The organism is Labrys sp. HAY1-8F (assembly GCF_056754975.1).
Genome location: NZ_JBPGWZ010000001.1, coordinates 1,689,146 through 1,707,712, shown reverse-complemented (window position 1 = coordinate 1,707,712; position 18,567 = coordinate 1,689,146). Strand labels below are relative to the sequence as shown.

Genomic DNA, 18,567 nt, shown 5'->3' with positions numbered 1-18,567 from the left:
TGAGGGGGGTCCTGCCCACAACACCTGTCGGGATAAATTCATGAGCCTGAGGGCGTTGGACGCCCCCTACACTTTCAGAGCCTCGGGCGCCCCATAGGATAGGCGGAATCCTACCCGAACCGCCCCAAGGGGGTTCTGCCAAACCAGCGAGAGGGCGCGCCTCAGTGCCCTGCGGATCCCAGATCGTCTGAATAGCCGGCCTTGAGACGGGACCATTGGGCCGTAGGGCGTCCATCGACACGTACCCTTTCAACCCCTTCGAGGCGGCGCGGCCATCCGGCCGGCGAATCCTCCCATGCCTCCTGCCGCCCGTAGACAGTCAGGTCGAGCAGCCGGTAATTGTTGTCCATCGCCTCGACGCCTCGCCACGTCGTCCAATAGGTCTCGAAGACATCCGATCCCTGCCGCAGATAACAGCCGATATACATCAGGCCTAGCCGGCGTCCGACCAGAAGCGCATCGAGCGAGGCGCGAGGCGGCGAATACCAGGGCATTTGCCAGCCCATGAAGTCCCGGTAACTGGCGCTTTCTGCATAGGGGGCCTGGCAGAAAGTGGCATAAGTGACATCGCGCGAATGCACATAGGACAGTTCGCGGATTTGCGATGTGACCCAGGTACAGCCTTCGCATTGCTCCGGCGCGGGGTGGCCGGTATGCCACATGAAGTAATAGGCGATGAGCATGCGGCGCCCCTCGAAGGCATCCAGCAAGGTCACTGTCCTCTGGTCGCCGATGAGAGGGAGTGCACCATCCATCTTGACCATGGGCAGCCGTCGGCGGGCAGCGGCAATGGCGTCCCCCTCCCTGGTATGGGCCTTTTCCCGGACCCGCGACGCCTCCAGCTTTGCCTGGAATATATCGCGATCGACTATTTCGGGGGCTCCGAGCCGATCCTCGGTGCTGTCGTTGATCATCGTTCTCGCCTTCGCTGATTGCGTCGATGGCGACAAGGCTAGCGCCGGATTTCGAAACGCCGCGAGTTACAAGTGTGACGGGATTTCGATACCCTAGCCTGTCCACGATCCGCACCTGATGTGTCAGCACGCATCCCTGGAACGAGCCGAGTGGAAGATCGGCCCGATGAAGGCAGCACTCGACCATTGCGAGTACCCAGGAGCCCAGATCTCGCAGACCGGTATAATACCAACGTATAGTACCGACAGAAACAATCAGTAAAAAAAGTCGGTATAGATTTCGTGACACGGTGGAGGGAGCTCAATCCTCGACTGAGATGAATTGGCTTGGGGGCGAGCCGCACTTTCGGACTGATTTGCCGGAAGAAGCACCAGGATGGTTTCAAGGCCCGCATGACCTTATCGCCGACAGAGATTCTAATCGGGGTTCGCGTGGATGAAGGACGTTGCTTGCAAGCCCTGCAGGCTGAACGCACCTTCTATTCATATGGTATCACCGGACGAGCAGATGTTCGAACACACACCAACATACCTCCGCTCTCCATCGACCTCATCGGCGGCTGCGGCCTCAACCGCACGGCTCTGATGCGCTGCCTCGAGGGGTCGGAAACAGCCCTTGCGGCGGAAGGCTTCAAGGATGTCGAGGCCTGGGCGGCAGCTGCCGTTCGTGCCACCGATATTCTCTTGATTGCCTCGGAGCATCCACTCAGCATCACCGCGATCGGCCGAGACATCGGAGCAATACTGGAGACGGCACCTGCAGCCCGCATTCTCGTGCTCGCCGACGTCACCACCCAGGCCATGCTGATCGCTCTTCTCAAGCAGGGCGCAAAGGGTGTCGTCCCCTCCGAATCGACGATCGACAACGTCATCTTTGCCGTCCGCCTCGTCCGTCGAGGGGGATTGTTCACTCCTCTTCTGGAAGCGGGTCGAAGGAAAGCCGGTACACGTGATCCTGAGGTGCAGGAGCAATCTTGGCAGGCTCTAGTGACGCCGAGGCAACTCGAAATCATCCACGAATTGCGCAAGGGCTCGTCCAACAAGGACATCGCCCACGAGCTGCAGATGAGCGAATTCACCGTGAGAGTACACGTCCGCAACATCCTGCGCAGGCTGAAGGCGCGCAGCCGCGCCGAAGTCGTGGCGAGAACGAATGATCTCCAGTTCCCACCTGCTCGGCCCCATGCGTTCATGGAAGCGCCTGCGACCGTCGATCAAGCTCGCTAGCCGGCTCATCCCGTACTTTTCATTCGCCATTGCCCGGGATGGAAAGCCGGACGCAGCGAGTCTGCCCCAGCGATCAACCGCCTGCCACACAGACCGGAAGCGCCCATGCCCCACAAGCTCTATTCATTGCTGCGAACACTGGAGCGGCATCGGCTCTGGTTCATGATGGATCGTCTGGGTTCTGATTCCGTCACCCTGACGGTGACGATCGAGGAAAACCGCCTGGAGATCGACGTCTTCGAAGACGAGCGGGTCGAATACACCTGTTACAAATCCGATCAGAAGATCGCCGGCGGAGGCAAGAATCTCGACGCTCTGATCTCCGGCCTGGCAGCCATCGGGCGGCAATGGCCGCCTGCCTCGCGATAGAGCGAAGGACGCGGCAGCTCCCACAAGCACATTGGCGACGGGCGCACCGGGGATCGGCCTGAGACTTCTGTCCCGGACCTCCTTCATGCACCGACAAGTCATGCGTTGCATTTGTCGCCGATAACAAGGGGACTCGCCTCCTGTAACCGGTAGCAGGAACATTGGCTCAGCGCCCCTGGCTCTGTTGCGCTCCGCCTGGCCCCTGAATTCCTCGCCCAAAGCGAAACCCGACCGGGGAGGTCAATTCCCGGCCGGGCTCCAATAGCTCAGGGTCTCGCGAACCCAAGACGATATTAGGGAATCACTCGGCGTGGCACCACAAGCACGAGGTTGTATTGATTCGCAATTGGATAGATATCGCGTGTAATTATCTTTGACTATAACACAACCAGAGGTCGTTTTTTGCAGTTTAATTTCTAAGTTTTGGTTGTAATTTTAAAGATATCTTCTTAGTTTCTCACTCGAACACTGATTAAATTGTGGCCTTTTTGTTACACAAACATCCAAAAAGGCTACATCAACTACCATATGGCTTGGATTCCTTTTGCGGTGACTCAGGAAGTGTCGCAAGCTCACTCCCGGTAACAACCTCAACGGGGGAGTCGCATGACGACCAAATCTCTGCTTCTAGGAACCATCGCCGGCATCGCTGTCATCGGCGCCGCCCAAGCCGCCGATCTGCCCATGACCAAGGGCGAGGCCGTCGAATATGTGAAGGTCTGCACGGCCTTCGGCCCGGGCTTCTTCTATATCCCCGGCACCGACACCTGCCTGAAGATCGGCGGCGAGATCCGCGCCGACTATCGTGCCTTCGGCGGCAAAAATTTCAGCCGCAACGATAATCGGTCGGCCTTCAACACCGAGGCGCGTATCTGGTTCGACGCCCGCACCCAGACCGATTGGGGTATGCTGCGTTCCTATTTCCAGATCGACGCTGACTCGCACCCCATCTCGAAGCAGGGCCGGGCAAGCGGTGGGTATAACGGCAACACCTTCACAATCGACAAAGCCTTCATCCAATTTGGTGGCTTGACGGCCGGCTATGCCCATTCCTTCTTCGGCTTCTACGACAACGAATACGGCGATACGATCTGGGCGCCCTATTACACCGAAGTCAACACCGTCAACTTACTTGCCTACACCGCCCAGTTCGGCGGCGGCTTCAGCGCCACACTGTCGATCGAAGATGGTCGCGACCATCGTGTAAACGGCTTTGCCACAACCAACACCTATTATGCGGCACAAGGCGGCCAGCAGGTTCCGGACGTTGTCGGCCAGTTGCGCTGGGATCAGAACTGGGGCTCTCTGGCTGTTCAGGCAGCCGGCCATCAATTCCGTTCGGCTCAGCTTTTTGATACGACCGGCGCTCCGATTGCCTCGCCAAATAAGAGCAAATATGGCTGGGCAGCCGGTGGAACGGCTTTGATCAAGCTCCCGTTCATTGACGGTGGTCATTTCATTGTTGAAGGTCAGTATGCCGACGGTGCCCTGGATTATCTCGGCGCAGGTAACACCTGGTATGCCAACAGTGATTACTTCTTGAACTCCAATGCCAATATCCGTTCTGGCAAGGGCTGGTCCGTCACCGCTGAACTTGGTGGCAATATCACGCCTGTCCTGAATGCCAATCTGGTTGGAGCGTATATTGACACCAAGTATGATGATCTGCTTACGACGGATGCATCATCTTCCCTGAAGGAATACACCCTCGCCGGTAACCTCACTTACACGATCGTCAAGGGTCTGACGGCAGCCGCCGAGGTTGCCTACACTCATGGAAAATTCGACAATTGGTCGGGAGTTTCAACCGGAACGAATACAGCTCCTGTGAAGGACTACAATGTCTGGCAGGTGGGCATTCGTTTGAAGCGCGTGTTCTAAAGCTTTATCTTCAGTCAACGATGAAGAGGCCCGGCTTCGTCCGGGCCTTTTTTTGATAGGCACCGCCGAAATCGCCTCGCAGAGAAAAAACTCGCCGATCAGATCACCACCCCACGAATCCAACGTTGGTATAACTTCAGCAGTATAGAATAGCTGGCTAATTATCATAGATAAAGTTCTTGTCATCGGCAGCGAAAGGCTTCGGCCTTGGCGCGATTGCCACAAGTGCGCATGTCGCACCAGCGCCGGCCGGCACCCCGCCCGCGATCGACGAAGAACCAGGTGCAGCGAGTGCATTGGCGCAGGCGCGTGACGTCCTCACTGCGCAAGAACTCCTCGAAGCGTAAGGCGACGGCATCCAGCCAGCGCTGAGGGCTGCGGGCGTCCGGCTGCCAGCGAAATTGCCGCCCCTCCCCTGAAAAAGCGCCTCGCCCCATGGCATCGCGGATCGAACGCTCCAAATCGATCACGCTCTGGGAACCGGTATCCGTCTGACCGACAAGGCCGAGTACCGCTTCATAAGCCTGCTCCCGGAACCGATGCAGCCTGGCCAGTTCGTCATCATCGTCGAGCGACGCGTCCTGGAAAAAAGCAGCAAGTTCCGGCCTCGACAACAGGCCTGCCCCACCAGCCCACTTCCGCACGGCATCCCAGTTGCCGATCTTGTCGCTCAGGCGGGTCTTGCCGGTGTCGGCGACGGTGTTGATGAAATCGAGCGCAGGGTGGCCGCCGACATAATCGGCCTCGCTCCACCCTTCGGCATATCGGCTCTGAGACTCAGAAATAACCATTAATTGCAGTTTAGGGGTTGCGCCCTGAAAAATCCAGCGTAACCTATAATAATATAAAAAATGGTTATTCGGAGGACACCATGCTCGAACTCGCGAACCGTTTCAGCTTCGAAGGCAATCAGATCGCCTGGGACATGCTGGGTGATGGGCCACCGCTGGTGATGGTGCACGGCACGCCCTTTTCCTCGCAGGTCTGGCGCCGTATCGCGCCCTGGCTCGCGAGGAAGCGGCGCGTATTTTTCTATGACCTGCTCGGCTACGGCCAATCCGATATGCCTGACAAGGATGTCTCGCTCGGCATGCAGAACCGCCTTCTCGGTGCCATGCTGCGCGAGTGGGGCCTCGAGCGGCCCCAGATGCTTGCGCATGATTTCGGCGGCGCCACCGCGCTGCGTGCCCATTTTATCGACGGCGTCGCCTATTCCGATCTGACCCTGATCAATCCCGTCGCGATCGCTCCGCAAGGATCTCCCTTCGTCATGCATGTCGGCCGCTATGAAGCCGCCTTTGCAGGGCTGCCGGCCTATGCCCACCACGCCCTCCTCTCGGCCTATATCGGCAACGCCGTCGCACGGCCACTCAGCGAGGAAGTGCTGTCGGTCTATCGGGACCCCTGGCTAGGCGACATCGGCCAAAGCGCCTTCTATCGCCAGATCGCGCAGATGAGCCAACGCTATATCGAGGAAGTCGAGACGCATTATCGGCATCCGGATTTTCCCACGCGTATCCTGTGGGGAGAGGATGACGCCTGGATTCCCATCGCCCAGGGACGCAAGCTCGCTGACCGCCTGACGGGTGGCACCCTCATCCCCGTGCCCCGGGCCGGCCATCTCGTTCAGGAGGACGCGCCGGAGGCCATCATCGCTGCGGTCCTGGACGATCGCCCTTGAGCAAAGTTGCCGCCCCCTGGCCGAAGCGAGGACTTGAAGGAGGGCGGAAACTGTAACGCATGGCTGGATGTCTGGAGGCGACGGAATCAGCCTGTCCCCGGAACATCCAGCATCGATACCCTTCTCTGCAGCTCCCTCTCTGCATTTTCCGAGAGCCAAGCCGACGCTTCTGCAGCCATACATGCTCGGGCTGCCAAGCTCGCCTGCATATTGCGACCATCGGCGATCGACCAGCCGGGCCCTTTCAGCGGGGCGTACCTTACTCGACAGAGGGTCCTGGACGCCTCCCTTCCAACCTCCGGTCCGAGATTGGCATTGCAGCTATGGGCCTGCCCTGCCCCGCCCACTCCCTCGCGTCTCAGAAAAGAGAGTTCGCGAGCGAACCTTGTCGCCTGCAATCGATCGATGGTCGTGCTTGCTGCAGATCGTGGAATCATAGTTCCCGCGGTCGAAAGCCCCTCGGCAAAACGACTTTGGCTGAGGCAAGCACAAGGCGCCCACTCATTTCGAGATATTTGCCTCGGAGAGGATAGAATCCCTAGGAGTCAGACTTCGATTCCCGTCAATAGGCAGTGGCGCAAATCTTTTATTTTTCTTCCCCGGCCCAGCCCTCGTTTTGACAGCCGTGCAAACCGCGAAAAACAAGCGATAATACAAAAAGTTAGAATCAAAACGGGCGATGCCGAAAGTGATTCGAGACACTATTTCGGCGTTAACCTTTCATTAACCTAAAATTCATTGCCGCTGCGCGAGAATCGGGCATAATTCCCGCTTGAAATGTTGTTTCACGCGAAAAAGCGTTATTCCGAGAATCGTAGTCGATGAACATGTCGATTTCTAACCAGGACCTGGAGGCGTTCAGCTTTCACGAGACCATTCTCCAGCAGGGGGAATTGATCTCGGACAAGCTCAACATGCTTCGGGTCGAACACTATCCGCCAAATGCGATGAAGAGCCTGCGCTCCTTTTCGCTGGCGGAGGTCGCCTATTTCCTCGGCGTTACCCAATCCAACGTCAAGAAGCTGCATCTAGAAGGCAAGGGCCCGATCCCGACCACTTCCAGCTCCGGCCGGCGCAGCTATACGGCCGAGCAGATGCTGGAATTGCGGCAATATCTCGACCGGCATGGCCGCGCGGACTTCAAGAAGTATGTCCCCCATCGCCGGGCCGGCGAAAAGCTTCAGATCATCTCCGTGGTAAACTTCAAGGGCGGCAGCGGCAAGACCACCACAGCCGCCCACCTCGCCCAGCACCTGGCTCTCACCGGGCACCGGGTGCTGGCTATCGACCTCGATCCGCAGGCATCGCTTTCGGCCCTGCATGGCATCCAGCCCGAGCTCGACAAGAACCTCTCGCTCTATGAGGCTCTTCGTTACGATGACCAGAGGAAGCCGATCACACAGGTAATCCGACCGACCAATTTCCCCGGCCTCGACATCGTGCCGGCCAATCTGGAGCTGCAGGAGTACGAGTACGACACGCCGCTTGCCGCCTCAAACCGTGCTTCACCGGACGGGCGCCTGTTCTTCACGCGCATCACCAACGCGCTGAAGGAGGTAGAGGACCGCTACGACGTCGTCGTGATCGATTGTCCGCCACAGCTCGGTTATCTTACCTTGACGGCGCTGACGGCATCGACCTCGGTGCTGATCACCATTCACCCCCAGATGCTCGACGTCATGTCGATGAGCCAGTTCCTGTTGATGCTGGGCGGCGTACTGCGCTCGATCAGCAAGGCGGGGGCGGAAGTGCGCCTGCAATGGTTCCGGTATCTGGTTACGCGTTTCGAACCCATAGACGGGCCGCAGACCCAGATGGTCGGCTTCATGCAGGCCCTGTTTCCCCTACAGATGCTGAAAAGTCCGATGCTGAAATCCACGGCGATTTCGGATGCCGGCATCACCAATCAAACCTTGTACGAGGTCGACCGCTCCCAATTCATCCGATCGACCTATGACCGTGCGATCGAGGCTCTCAATGCCGTGAATGAGGAGATCACCACTCTGGTCCACAAGGCATGGGGTCGGCGATGAACCTGATTTTTGACAGCCGTGCAGATCGGCAAAAAATCGCATATTTTCAATATGTTGAGCGAAAGAAGGGGAGGGCGCTTTGGCACGCAAGAATCTTCTAGCGAGCATTACCGGCCCCGCTGCGGATCGAACGGCGCATGAAACGCGTTCCGACTACGCTACACGCGGCGCATCGCGCTCCATGATGCTGTCGATCGAGGAACTGGCCGAGAGCGCCAAGCGCCTCACCGCCGGCGAAACCATCGTGGCGCTCGATCCCCATCTTCTCGACGCCTCCTTCGTCTCCGATCGCATCGAGGATGATGAAGAGGAGTTCGCCCTGTTCCGCCAGGGAATCGACAAGGAGGGGCAGCTTCAGCCCATCCTTGTCCGCCCCCATCCGGACAGCGACGGACGCTATATGATCGTCTTTGGCCATCGGCGGGCGCGCGCAGCGCGGGAACTCGGCATCAGCGTGCGTGCTGTGGTCAAGAATGTCGAGGAAATCGCCCATATCATCGCGCAGGGTCAGGAAAACACCCGCAGAGCCGATTTGTCCTTCATCGAGAAGGCGTTGTTCGCCGCCAGGCTGCTGGCCATGGGGCAAAGCAAGGACACGGTCAAATCGGCCCTTACCGTCGACGATACGCTGCTGTCGCGCATGCTATCCGTGGCCGAAATCGTGCCTTCGTCAGTTATCGAAGCAATCGGGGCCGCCAAGACGATCGGCCGCGATCGCTGGGAAGATCTCAAGAAGCTCCTTCTTCGGCCTGGTGCCGCCAGCCAGGCCGAAGAGCTTCTCGCTTCCGAGGACTTTCGCCATCTCGATACGCCTGCCCGTTTCAACCGGCTGCTGACGCATCTTCAGCATGCACGCAAGCCGGCCCGATCAGCACCGACACCACAATCGGTCGGCAATTGGTCCCCGCAGGACAAACGCGTGGCAGCCAGCTACCGAAACACCGGCAAGGCTTTCAGCCTATCGCTCAAATCGAAGGATGCGGGCGAGTTCGGCCACTACCTTTCGTCGAATCTGGAGGCGCTTTACGAAGCCTTCAGGGAAGCGAAACAACGCAACCAAGCAGGAGATTAACCCCGCAAAAGAAAAAAGCCCCCGAGCGTCGCCGCGCGGAAGCCTTTTCTGTCGTAAGCAAACAGAGAATCTCATTTCCGCGAATCACTGTCAAGCGTTTCAGGCGTCGTACTTCGACGAGCGGATTTCTTTTGCCTGGATAAGGTGAAAGAGAGTGCAGATTCATCGTGCAACGTCGCCCTTTGGGCGGCGAACGCTGTCGCTTGCCCAGATTGCAAGCCAGGCGATCGCCAAGACGCGCCCTACAACGCGCGCATTTCCGAAGTGGGAAATCTACCAGGCACTGTGCACGGCACGGGCGCGTCTCGGTATCTCCGAGCGCGCACTGGCCGTGCTCAATGCGCTGCTGACCTTCCATCCCGAAACCACGCTCTCGGGTGAGGCCATCATCGTCTTTCCTTCCAACGAACAGCTCAGCCGCCGTGCGCACGGCATGCCAGCCTCGACGCTGAGGCGCCATCTCGCCATCCTCGTCGAAGCCGGCCTGATCATCCGGCGCGACAGCCCCAACGGCAAACGCTATGCCCGCCGAGGCCGCGGTGGCAGCATCGAACTCGCCTATGGCTTCGACCTCGCCCCGCTGCTTGCCCGCGCCGACGAGTTCATTCGGCTCGCCACACAGGTGGAGGACGCCGCCCGATCCCTCAAACTCGCACGCGAACGCATTACCATCTGCCGGCGCGACATCTCCAAGATGATTGCCGTTGCACAGCGCGAACTCATGGCGGAGAACCCAGCGGAAGAGCAGAGCCAAATCTGGCTCGACCTGCACGCCCTATATCGCGATCTCATCGAAGGCATGCCGCGGCGCGCCACGCTCGAACAGCTCGAAATGCTGGCAGACCAGCTCTCCACGCTCGCCGACGACATCCTCAACCGATTGGAATTACAGATCAAAACTGCACAAGTGAGCACCATTGAGTCCAGCAATGAGCGCCACATACAGAAATCAAATCCAGAATCCCTTCTTGATTCTGAACCGGTAACCCCAGCTAGGCTCGATGCGGAACCGACACCTGCAAGCCGCACCGCAGCGCTCGGTAGCAGCTACACGCTCGGTACTGTCCTGCAAGCCTGTCCCGGCATCCTCGACTATACCCGCAACGGTATCGCCAATTGGCGTGATTTCCTCAGCGCCACAACCCTGGCCCGCTCCATCCTGCGTATCAGTCCGAGCGCCTGGGAGGAGGCGCAAACCGTGATGGGCGAGGCACAGGCCGCCGTCATCATCGCCTGCATTGTGCAGAGAGCCGCCAACATCAACTCAGCCGGTGGCTATTTGCGCAGCCTCACTCGCAAGGCCGAAGCCGGACAATTATCGCTCGGGCCCATCCTGATGGCGCAAATCCACACACGTGAACCACAAAAGCCAGGGGCCTAAATGGGTGCCAAAATCTCAACGGGACTGCGATGTCCACTCCAAAAAAAACGGCCGGAAAACCGGCCGTTGCTTGGATAGGCATCCAAGAAGTTTCTCTTGGGAGGAAACCCCGGGAACCCATCGACCCACCGGGGAAGATTGGGGACGCGTTCCCGACTATTCGGATATGGAGAAGGGCAACTCTCGGTTCAAGGCCGGATGGTGTTAAATATCGGCAAGGTTGGAATCGACGCCCCTTGAGTGACGAAGGCTGAAAATTACGCTTCCCGATGTGGCGGAGGCTAGAGCTGTGTTAGGTTCCGTTATTTGATTTTTCATTAGGGTTATCAGGCCTTTGAAAATAGCTGGTATAGAGCTCGACAAGTTGCCCTGGAGCGAAATCGCGGTCCCGCTCACGATCGCTGAGGACAGGCTCGCACGGCTTGATGAAAGGTTACGCACCAGCTCCATCCGGGAAGGCTGGATCGCGCGCACCCACTTCTATGACGCGGCCGGCAGCCTGTGGCTCGATGGCGAACTGGTTCATCTCGAGGACCTCGTACTGCATGACGCGGCGATGGACGCTCGCACGCCGACCCATGAGCTGACGCGTGCCCACACCGTGTTACGGGCCCGACGACGCATTGCTTCCGCACCTGCCGATTGGGCTCTCACGCAGGAAGGGCTGGCGGGTCTTTTAGGCAGGGAGTTGCCCACCCAAAGCGGATCGGCCCCCACTTCTTGGGAACCCCGCGACCAAAAGCATCGGGAAAGGGACCCTGCGTTCGTCGAGCCCGATGAATCGGCAGCAGACCAGGCCTGGGCCGCCGAGCTCGCCGCAATCGATGCCATCGTCTCTCGATCAGCGGCAGTGCTGGCCGGAGAGGCCGCATCGCCCTCCAATCGCAAACCGGACATCGATGATGCCGACTGGAACGAGGAAGCCCGCCTCGAGGAATGGCGCGACGATATCCAGCGCCTGGACAATCTGCCGCCGGTACTGGCCGCGGCGGCGGCGATCATCGCCTGGGAGAACATCGAACCCTTGCAGTCCGCGGCTTGGCTGGGGCGCGTGTTGGCGGCGGCAATCCTTCGGGCCCGGGACAAGGCTCGCGCTCATCTGCCCTGCCTGTGCGTGGGATTGCGCGCTTTACCGCGCGAGACCCGATTTGCTCGTGGCACCGGGCCGCGCCTCCTGACATTCATTGAAGCCATTGCGGCCGCCGCTGAACAAGGACTGAAGGATCACGACCGCTGGATCCTGGCTCGGCACCAGCTCGAACGCCATTTGGCCGGCCGCCGCTCCACCTCGAAATTGCCGGCCTTGATCGAGCTGATGCTGACAACCCCGCTCGCCTCGGCACAGCTCATTGCCAAGCGGCTCGATATCACGCCACGAGCGGCCCAGGATCTCATCGCGGAACTGGGCGTGCGAGAGATCACCGGACGAGGGCGCTATCGGGCCTGGGCAATCATCTAGGCGTGGTCAGCAGCCATTTATCGGCTGCAACCGCAAAGTGCCTGGGTTCCCTACAACGATCGAGACCGAGGAGTACCCAGGTCCTGCAGGCGTTTGACGGCATCTTCAGAAAGAGGGCGCGAGCGACGGGTACTGTTATCGATGAGCACCACGACACTTTGTCCCTGAGCGACACAGACCCCATTCTGGAACACCGCCTGATCGAGCGTGATCGAACTGCGGCCGATAGTGCTGACCTTCGTTCCGATTTCCACCGTACCGGGCCACAGCACCTCGGCCCGGAAGTCGATGACGACACGGGCCAGCACGAAGGAGCTTTCGGCGTCCGCCACGGGGGAGGCAAGATCATGAAGAAGCTCGACCCGGCCTGTTTCCAGGAAGGTGGCAAAGACCGCATTGTTCACATGGGCCTGCCGGTCCGTATCACCATAGCGCAGCTTGTCTGTGGTCATGAAGTCGTAGTCCGCCGGAACTGGCAGGTCAGGCATTGGGCAACTCCGGATTGGCCTTGTGGTGAGGAGCCTGGCGCGCGAGGCCGTCGAAGAGGTGGAGCAGGCGCTCGCGCCAGGCGTAGATCGTATCGTCAGCCGCCAGGAACTCGATAGCACTGGTGCAGCGGGCCCACATGAACATGCCGAAGACGCAATAGTCAGCGTAATTGGGCTGCTTGCCCCCGAGATAGGCCTGTCCGCCTAGTAAATGGCGCAGGGGTGTGAGCGTGTGACGCAGCCGTTCGAGATGGACCTGCTGGTCCTGGACGACCTGCTCCAAGGTCTTTCCGAACCGCTGTTCCCGGGTCGCGCGGAAATAATCCCGGTCTTTCTGGTCGAGGACATTGTAGATGTCGAGCAGGATCAGGCGGGAGACAGCGGGCAGCAAGGCCGTATCGGCCCAGCTATTGACGAAACGCGTCACGGCAGCTGCTTGCGGCGCGCCGAAGAGGGCAGGGCTGTTGGCAAAGCGCTCTTCGAGGTGAAGTGCAATACGCCAGGAATCGGAGACGACATGGGCGCCGTCGATGAGGACGGGCACCAGCCCCTGACCAGAAAAGGCAATGGCCTCCTTGTCGGTGAAACGCCATGGCCGCCGGTCGGCCTGAAGACCCTTATGGGCCAGGGCCATGCGGATCTTCCAGCAATGCGGGCTGAAGCGAAGCTGCGGGTCGGATCCGGCGAGTTCGTAGAGAATGAGTCTTGGTTCGTTGGCAGGTCTTGGCTCGTTCATGCCATCTCCCATGCACAAGATTGCATCCAGTCGTTTCGGGACGAGCCGGACAGGCATCGGCGGAGAATCAGGATCGATTGCACCCAGAGAAAAGCGCGTTCATGATTGAACGCTCGTTTGCTCCAACGTCGCATTTAGACGCGTCTTTGCGATTCTAGGTGATTCCGTCAAATCGCAAAACGCTTCAGCCGCCTATAACATGGGACGGCCCTGAATCGGTTCCGCGCATGCCCGGAATATGATCGACCGTGATGACCTCGCGGCAATGGGCTTCGAAGGCGTCGACGATGCGCGGACGTCGCATGTCCTTGAGGCAGGCCAGCCCCATCACCATCGGGGCCGTATTGCCTTCAAGTTCGATATAGGCCAGGGGGCGGCCATTTTCCGCCATCATATTCACCGGCCGCACCGTCAGCATGGAAAAGCCGAGGCCCGCACCGACATAGGACCGTAGGGTCGAGGGGCTGGCCGTCTCGGCGACGATCCGCGGGGTGATGCTGCGCTGCTCGAACATCGACAGGAAATATTGGCGGCTGAGGGGAAGGTCGAGCAGGATGAAGGGTTCGTCCGCCAGTTCCTCCAGGCGCACGCTCGCGCGTGAGGCAAAACGGTGGTCGGCTGCCAGCAGCACATAGGAGGGCATCTCGGCCAAAGGCTGGAAGCTCATATCCGGTGTCAGGTTGAGCTGATAGGTCAGCGCGATGTCGATCCGCGCCGAGCGCAAGCCCTCCAGCAACTCGGCCTCGCTTCCTTCGGTCACCACCATTTGCGCGTCAGGATATTTCGACACGAAGCCGCGCCAAAGCTCCGGCATGATCAGCGATGAGAAGGTGCGGAACGAGCCGACATTGATCGGCCCCGACACGATCGAGCCGGCGGCATTGGCGACGTCGTAGAGTTCATAGGCCGCGCGCAGGGATTCCTTGGCGGCCCGGAGCAGGCGTTTACCCGGCGTGGTCAAGGACAGGCCCTGGGCATGCTGGCGCACGAAGATCTGTACGCCCAATTCGGTCTCCAGATGCGAGATCGCCGCCGATACCGAGGGCTGGGAGATGTTCACCAGCTCTGCCGCCCGGGTGACGCTGCCGGTCTCGCCGGCGGCGACGAAATAGCTCAATTGCCGCAAGGTAAAACGCATGGGTTGCTCCTCACGCGGCCTGCAATGGCATGGACACCAGTTCTGCAGGTCCTGGATCGCGATTATACTGCTTGACAAAATTCCCTGTTCGGCGCGGCAGGTCAAAGCGGCAACTGGCCGCTCGGAAGGGGAGGCGATAGCCGTTGATCCCGCTCCGCTCGCATGCTGCTCCGGAAACTGGACTAGGATCAGAGACCGACGGCAAGGCGATCAACCAGCGCGGCGAGCATGGCATCGCAACGGCCGAGTTGATCGGCGCTGACATATTCGTCCGGCTTGTGGCCTTGTGTCATGAAGCCGGGGCCGCATACCGCCGTCGCCAGGCCGAGCCTGTCCTGGAACAGCCCCCCCTCCGTGCCGAAGGCCACCTTGAAAGCTGGCTCCCGGCTCTGCGTGATCAGGCGCAGCAGTGCCACCACCGGTGAATCCGTGGGGGTTTCCAGCCCCGGATAGGCATTGACCTCGTCGATCGCGATGGCTGCTTCCGGAAAGGCGGGACGCAGGGGGGCGACGATCGCCTCGGCGTCGCCCTTCAGATCGGCAATGATGGCCTGGGGGTCATCACCAGCGACATTGCGGATCTCGAATTCGATCTCGCAGCATTCGGGGACGATGTTGAGGGCCTGGCCCCCGCTCATGCGCCCGGCATGGAGGGTGGTGTAGGGGATTTCATACTGATCGTCGCGCCTGCCGGTCTCGGCGAGGTCGCGCTGGCGCGCCCGCAGCCTGCCGAGGAAATCCGCGCCCAGATGCAGGGCGTTGAGCGCCGTCGGCGCCAGGGCCGAATGGCCGGCGCGGCCGGTGCAGCAGGCTCGCAAAGCCACTTTGCCTTTGTGCCCGGTCGCAATGCGCATGCCGGTCGGCTCGCCGACGATGCACAAAGCAGGGCGGATCGGGCTGGTCGCCAGCCGCTCGATCAGGCTGCGCACGCCGACGCAGCCGATTTCCTCGTCATAGGAAAAGGCAAGATGAAGCGGCGTTTTGAGATCCCGCCTGGCCGCATAGAGGGCAGCGGCGAGGGCGGCCGCTACGAAACCCTTCATGTCGGCGGTGCCGCGCCCGTAATAGCGGCCGTCTTGTTCATGCAGCCTGAAAGGATCCGTGCTCCAGGCCTGGCCTTCGACCGGCACCACGTCGGTATGGCCGGAGAGGACGACCCCGCCGCCGGTGGCGGGACCGATGGTCGCGAACAGATTGGCCCGGGTGCCGTCCGGGCTCTCGACGAGGTCCCAGCCGACGCCGGCCCCGTCGAGCAGGCCGGTCACATAGCCGATCAGGTCGCGGTTGGGTTGCCGGCTGAGGGTCGCAAAACCGATCAGGCGCGCGAGAATGTCCAGAGTCGTCGGTTCGGCTGCCATGCTGTCATCGCCAAATGCAGGAGGCCCGGTCCTGTGGACCGAGCCCCGATCATCATGTCCGGTCAGAGATCGCCCGGTACGCCATAGCTCGGCGCCCGGCTCGGGTCGAGGGCCCGCGAGACATAGGCTTCCATCTCACCCTTCCAGCGCTGCCAAAGCTGGTCGAGGTCTTCGATCGGATCGCCCTCGCTCCAGTCGACCCTGAGGTCGGCGACCGGCCAGGCGACGTCCCGCACCAGCAGCATGCCGATCGAATGCACCGGCCCTTCCTCGCCGCCTGCCTTCACGGCGGCGCGCATCGCGCCGATCAGGCGATCGCCGAGCGAATGCTCTGCCATCTCATTGAAAGCGGCGACCATGGCGACGGGCACCTCCGGCGACGATAACAGGTTGCCGGCCGCGGCGACCCCGGAACCTTCGACCACCCGATGGGTACCGAGCGTTCGGCTGCCCGAGAAGGAGGCGGTACGGCCTTGGCTGTCGACCAAAGCGAGCTGGCGAAACTCGAGATGCGGCGCATTCGCCTTGAGCCACTCGAGCGCCTCCGCAGCCGACAGTCCCTCCGCCATCAGATCGAGGCCCTTCGGCCCGAGCCGGGGATCGGTGATGTTCTGCGTGGCGACGACGCCGACGCCGGCCCGCGCATGGGCGCAGCGGGCGGCGACACAGGGCGAGGAGGAGGACACGGCAATGCCGAACATGCCGGTCCGGGCGCAGTGTGCCGAGATCGAGAAGGTCATCGGGCTCTCCCTCAGGCGGCGTCGGGGATGACGGCCGTCACCTCGATCTCGACCACCCATTCCGGCCGCGCCAGGGCAGGCACCACAAGGCCGGTGGAGCAGGGATGGACGCCCTTGAACCACTCGCCCATCTCCAAATAAACGGCCTCGCGATAGCGGATATCGGTCAGATACACCACGATGCGGCAGATATGGGCCATTTCGCTGCCGGCCTCCTCCAGCAGCATCTTGATGTTTTCCATGGACTTGCGGGCCTGGGCCCGGGGATCGCCGACATGCAGGCTCTCGCGGGTGTCGAGGTCCTGGGAGACCTGGCCGCGCAGGAACACCATGGTGCCGCGGGCGACCACGCCCTGGCTGAGATCGGTGTTGAGCTTCTGCTCGGGATAGGTGTCCTTGGTGTTGAAGGGACGAAGACGCTTGTGGATCATGATTGGGTACTCCGGATGCCGAATTAGCGCTGGGCGGTGAGGATGCGGTCCGACAGGCCGGCGGATTTCTTGGTGAAGCGCAGGGCGTCGTTCCAGTCGAAATTGCGGTAGACGGCACCGAGATGGGCGAAGGGTGGCGACTGGGCGAAGAGCTGGAAGGTGAGACGGTGGCCGGCATAGTCGGAGTTCAGCAGGTCACGGGCAAAAGCCAGCAGCTTGCGCCGGTCGTTGCTGTCCCAGTTCTCGTTGAGCGTGTAGTACTTCTTCAGCCAGACGCCGGCTTCCTCGTCGGCGAAGCTGGCGGCATCGGGCGTGACGCAGATCTGGCCGCCGCAGAGCTCGCGGGCGATATGCATCATGTGGTGGAGCTGCGAGCAGGCATGCACGCGCCCCGTCATCAAGAGAGACTGGTTGGGCATCATCAGGCCGCCCGGGCTCTTTTCGGCATTGGTGATCGAGGCGGTCAGATGTGCGTTGATGCCCTCGCGGTAGCAGGCGAGCGTCGCCAGCTTTTCCTGGACCGCCTGCTGGTTTTCCAGGCCGGTCTGGCGCACGTTCCACAGGGCCGCGCCGATCAGCATGTCGGCGAGCTTGAGATTGCGCTGCACGAAGGCGAAGGCCGAATAGCGATGCAGCGTGGCGCGGATGAAGGCGGCCGCCTTGGTGTGCTGGTAGAACAGCACGTTCTCCCAGGGGATCAGCACATTGTCGTAGATGACGAGGCAGTCGACCTCATCGAAGCGATTGGCGAGCGGATAGTCCTCGGCCGGGGCCCGGCCGGCAAAGCCGGTGCGGGCGATGAAGCTCAGATTGGGGGAAGAGAAGTCGCATACGAAGCCGACGGCATAGTCGGACAGTTCCGAATTGCCCCAATTGGCGATGGTTGGCTTGGTGAAGGCCTGGTTGGCATAGGCAGCCGCGGTCTCGTATTTGGCCCCGCGCACCACGATGCCGGCATCGGTCTCCTTGACGACATGCAGAAGCATGTCCGGATCCTGGTCCTGTGGCCGCTTGGAACGGTCGCCCTTGGGATCGGTGTTGGCCGAGACGTGGAAGGGGTCCCTGTCGACGACGCGCTGGATGTGGTTGCGAATATTGACGGAGAAGCGCGGGTCGACCTCGTTCAGGATGTCCTGGCCGTCATAGAGCGACCACATCTCGCCGGCCGTCTCGTCGCCGACGCGGGTGACGACCCCGCCGACATCCTCCAGGATGGTGTCGGTAGCCAGGCGTTTGGCGTGCCAATCGCTTTGGCTGTGGGGCAGCTTGAGGCCGATGGAATAGCGCTCGCCGTTTTCCTCATAGCTGAGGATGTCGCGGGTGGCGTCCTCATGCGCGAGGTCGTAGATGCGCGCGCGGATGTCGACCAGCGGCTTGAATTGGGGGTGGACGGTGACGTCTTTGACGCGCTCGCCATTGATCCAGATACGCCGGCCGTCCCGGATCGAATCCCTGTATTGCTGCCCCGTTCTGAGCATCGTCTTTCCTTCGAAGTTTTCAGCGACATGAAGGCATGTCGCGAGGTGTGCGGCGGGTGAGACCCGCTTTGCTTGGGCGCCTCGTTGAAGGCGCGAACCGTCGATCAGGGCAGGCAGGGCTCGCCCCGTGATGCGGCAGGTTGGTGGTGCCGGCCATTGCGGCCGACACCGGTGAGCGACA

The 18,567-nt window shown here is 60.7% G+C and carries 17 protein-coding genes; 8 read left to right on the top strand and 9 right to left on the bottom strand.

Annotation, left to right across the window (positions count from 1 at the left end):
* Positions 1-161: 161 nt before the first annotated feature.
* Entirely contained in the window at positions 162-914 is a 753-nt protein-coding gene (locus ACR9ZN_RS07880; protein ID WP_481271839.1) for a DUF899 family protein, read from the bottom strand.
* Positions 915-1,364: 450 nt separating this feature from the next.
* Between ACR9ZN_RS07880 and ACR9ZN_RS07875 the strand changes: the two genes are divergently transcribed.
* The 3 genes from ACR9ZN_RS07875 to ACR9ZN_RS07865 all read left to right on the top strand — a co-directional run bounded on the left by ACR9ZN_RS07875 (position 1,365) and on the right by ACR9ZN_RS07865 (position 4,391).
* Entirely contained in the window at positions 1,365-2,141 is a 777-nt protein-coding gene (locus ACR9ZN_RS07875) for a LuxR C-terminal-related transcriptional regulator (RefSeq protein WP_481271838.1), read from the top strand.
* A gap of 105 nt (positions 2,142-2,246) precedes the next feature.
* Positions 2,247-2,510, top strand: coding sequence for a hypothetical protein (locus ACR9ZN_RS07870; protein WP_434959941.1), 264 nt, complete (start codon positions 2,247-2,249; stop codon positions 2,508-2,510).
* Between the two features lie 606 nt (positions 2,511-3,116).
* Positions 3,117-4,391, top strand: coding sequence for a porin (locus ACR9ZN_RS07865; RefSeq protein WP_441771586.1), 1,275 nt, complete (start codon positions 3,117-3,119; stop codon positions 4,389-4,391).
* Positions 4,392-4,573: 182 nt separating this feature from the next.
* On the opposite strand, the gene ACR9ZN_RS07860 is transcribed toward ACR9ZN_RS07865, so the two are convergent.
* Complete coding sequence (locus tag ACR9ZN_RS07860; RefSeq protein WP_481271837.1) at positions 4,574-5,182, bottom strand: CGNR zinc finger domain-containing protein; 609 nt, start codon at positions 5,180-5,182, stop codon at positions 4,574-4,576.
* Positions 5,183-5,262: 80 nt separating this feature from the next.
* Here ACR9ZN_RS07860 and ACR9ZN_RS07855 point away from each other — a divergent pair, with 80 nt between their 5' ends.
* From ACR9ZN_RS07855 to ACR9ZN_RS07835, 5 genes are all read left to right on the top strand, one after another.
* On the top strand, positions 5,263-6,072 hold the full coding sequence (locus tag ACR9ZN_RS07855; protein ID WP_454819248.1) for an alpha/beta fold hydrolase: 810 nt from the start codon (positions 5,263-5,265) through the stop codon (positions 6,070-6,072).
* Between the two features lie 821 nt (positions 6,073-6,893).
* Positions 6,894-8,105, top strand: coding sequence for a plasmid partitioning protein RepA (repA, locus tag ACR9ZN_RS07850; RefSeq protein WP_434959945.1), 1,212 nt, complete (start codon positions 6,894-6,896; stop codon positions 8,103-8,105).
* Positions 8,106-8,184: 79 nt separating this feature from the next.
* Positions 8,185-9,177 carry a plasmid partitioning protein RepB gene (gene repB, locus ACR9ZN_RS07845; protein WP_454816914.1) on the top strand — a complete coding sequence of 331 codons (993 nt, stop codon included), beginning with the start codon at positions 8,185-8,187 and terminating at the stop codon, positions 9,175-9,177.
* Positions 9,178-9,331: 154 nt separating this feature from the next.
* Positions 9,332-10,558 carry a plasmid replication protein RepC gene (gene repC, locus ACR9ZN_RS07840; protein ID WP_481271836.1) on the top strand — a complete coding sequence of 409 codons (1,227 nt, stop codon included), beginning with the start codon at positions 9,332-9,334 and terminating at the stop codon, positions 10,556-10,558.
* Between the two features lie 364 nt (positions 10,559-10,922).
* On the top strand, positions 10,923-12,017 hold the full coding sequence (locus ACR9ZN_RS07835) for an RHE_PE00001 family protein (protein WP_454816918.1): 1,095 nt from the start codon (positions 10,923-10,925) through the stop codon (positions 12,015-12,017).
* Positions 12,018-12,067: 50 nt separating this feature from the next.
* On the opposite strand, the gene ACR9ZN_RS07830 is transcribed toward ACR9ZN_RS07835, so the two are convergent.
* From ACR9ZN_RS07830 to ACR9ZN_RS07800, 7 genes are all read right to left on the bottom strand, one after another.
* Positions 12,068-12,505, bottom strand: a complete 438-nt coding sequence (locus tag ACR9ZN_RS07830; protein WP_454816920.1) for an acyl-CoA thioesterase — start codon at positions 12,503-12,505, stop codon at positions 12,068-12,070.
* Positions 12,498-13,241 (bottom strand): glutathione S-transferase family protein, encoded by a 744-nt coding sequence (locus ACR9ZN_RS07825; protein ID WP_481271835.1) that lies wholly within the window; start codon positions 13,239-13,241, stop codon positions 12,498-12,500. Before ACR9ZN_RS07825 ends, ACR9ZN_RS07830 begins: the two co-directional genes overlap by 8 nt.
* 184 nt (positions 13,242-13,425) lie before the next feature.
* On the bottom strand, positions 13,426-14,379 hold the full coding sequence (locus ACR9ZN_RS07820; protein WP_454816924.1) for a LysR family transcriptional regulator: 954 nt from the start codon (positions 14,377-14,379) through the stop codon (positions 13,426-13,428).
* Between the two features lie 188 nt (positions 14,380-14,567).
* The gene (gene argE / locus ACR9ZN_RS07815) at positions 14,568-15,737 is read right to left on the bottom strand and encodes an acetylornithine deacetylase (protein WP_454816926.1); all 1,170 of its coding nucleotides are present in this window, start codon (positions 15,735-15,737) and stop codon (positions 14,568-14,570) included.
* A gap of 62 nt (positions 15,738-15,799) precedes the next feature.
* Entirely contained in the window at positions 15,800-16,477 is a 678-nt protein-coding gene (locus tag ACR9ZN_RS07810) for a DUF1028 domain-containing protein (RefSeq protein WP_481271834.1), read from the bottom strand.
* An 11-nt stretch (positions 16,478-16,488) separates the two neighbouring features.
* On the bottom strand, positions 16,489-16,908 hold the full coding sequence (locus ACR9ZN_RS07805; RefSeq protein ID WP_210249950.1) for a RidA family protein: 420 nt from the start codon (positions 16,906-16,908) through the stop codon (positions 16,489-16,491).
* A gap of 23 nt (positions 16,909-16,931) precedes the next feature.
* Positions 16,932-18,386, bottom strand: coding sequence for a 4-hydroxyphenylacetate 3-hydroxylase family protein (locus ACR9ZN_RS07800; protein ID WP_441771590.1), 1,455 nt, complete (start codon positions 18,384-18,386; stop codon positions 16,932-16,934).
* Between the last annotated feature and the right edge of the window lie 181 nt (positions 18,387-18,567).

Coding starts and splice junctions, on each gene's coding strand:
- argE (WP_454816926.1), bottom strand. CDS start 15,737: ATGGCAGCCGAACCGACGACTCTGGACATTCTCGCGCGCCTGATCGGT.
- ACR9ZN_RS07820 (WP_454816924.1), bottom strand. CDS start 14,379: ATGCGTTTTACCTTGCGGCAATTGAGCTATTTCGTCGCCGCCGGCGAG.
- ACR9ZN_RS07865 (WP_441771586.1), top strand. CDS start 3,117: ATGACGACCAAATCTCTGCTTCTAGGAACCATCGCCGGCATCGCTGTC.
- ACR9ZN_RS07870 (WP_434959941.1), top strand. CDS start 2,247: ATGCCCCACAAGCTCTATTCATTGCTGCGAACACTGGAGCGGCATCGG.
- ACR9ZN_RS07880 (WP_481271839.1), bottom strand. CDS start 914: ATGATCAACGACAGCACCGAGGATCGGCTCGGAGCCCCCGAAATAGTC.
- ACR9ZN_RS07810 (WP_481271834.1), bottom strand. CDS start 16,477: ATGACCTTCTCGATCTCGGCACACTGCGCCCGGACCGGCATGTTCGGC.
- ACR9ZN_RS07800 (WP_441771590.1), bottom strand. CDS start 18,386: ATGCTCAGAACGGGGCAGCAATACAGGGATTCGATCCGGGACGGCCGG.
- ACR9ZN_RS07855 (WP_454819248.1), top strand. CDS start 5,263: ATGCTCGAACTCGCGAACCGTTTCAGCTTCGAAGGCAATCAGATCGCC.
- ACR9ZN_RS07805 (WP_210249950.1), bottom strand. CDS start 16,908: ATGATCCACAAGCGTCTTCGTCCCTTCAACACCAAGGACACCTATCCC.
- ACR9ZN_RS07825 (WP_481271835.1), bottom strand. CDS start 13,241: ATGAACGAGCCAAGACCTGCCAACGAACCAAGACTCATTCTCTACGAA.
- ACR9ZN_RS07860 (WP_481271837.1), bottom strand. CDS start 5,182: ATGGTTATTTCTGAGTCTCAGAGCCGATATGCCGAAGGGTGGAGCGAG.
- ACR9ZN_RS07830 (WP_454816920.1), bottom strand. CDS start 12,505: ATGCCTGACCTGCCAGTTCCGGCGGACTACGACTTCATGACCACAGAC.
- repA (WP_434959945.1), top strand. CDS start 6,894: ATGAACATGTCGATTTCTAACCAGGACCTGGAGGCGTTCAGCTTTCAC.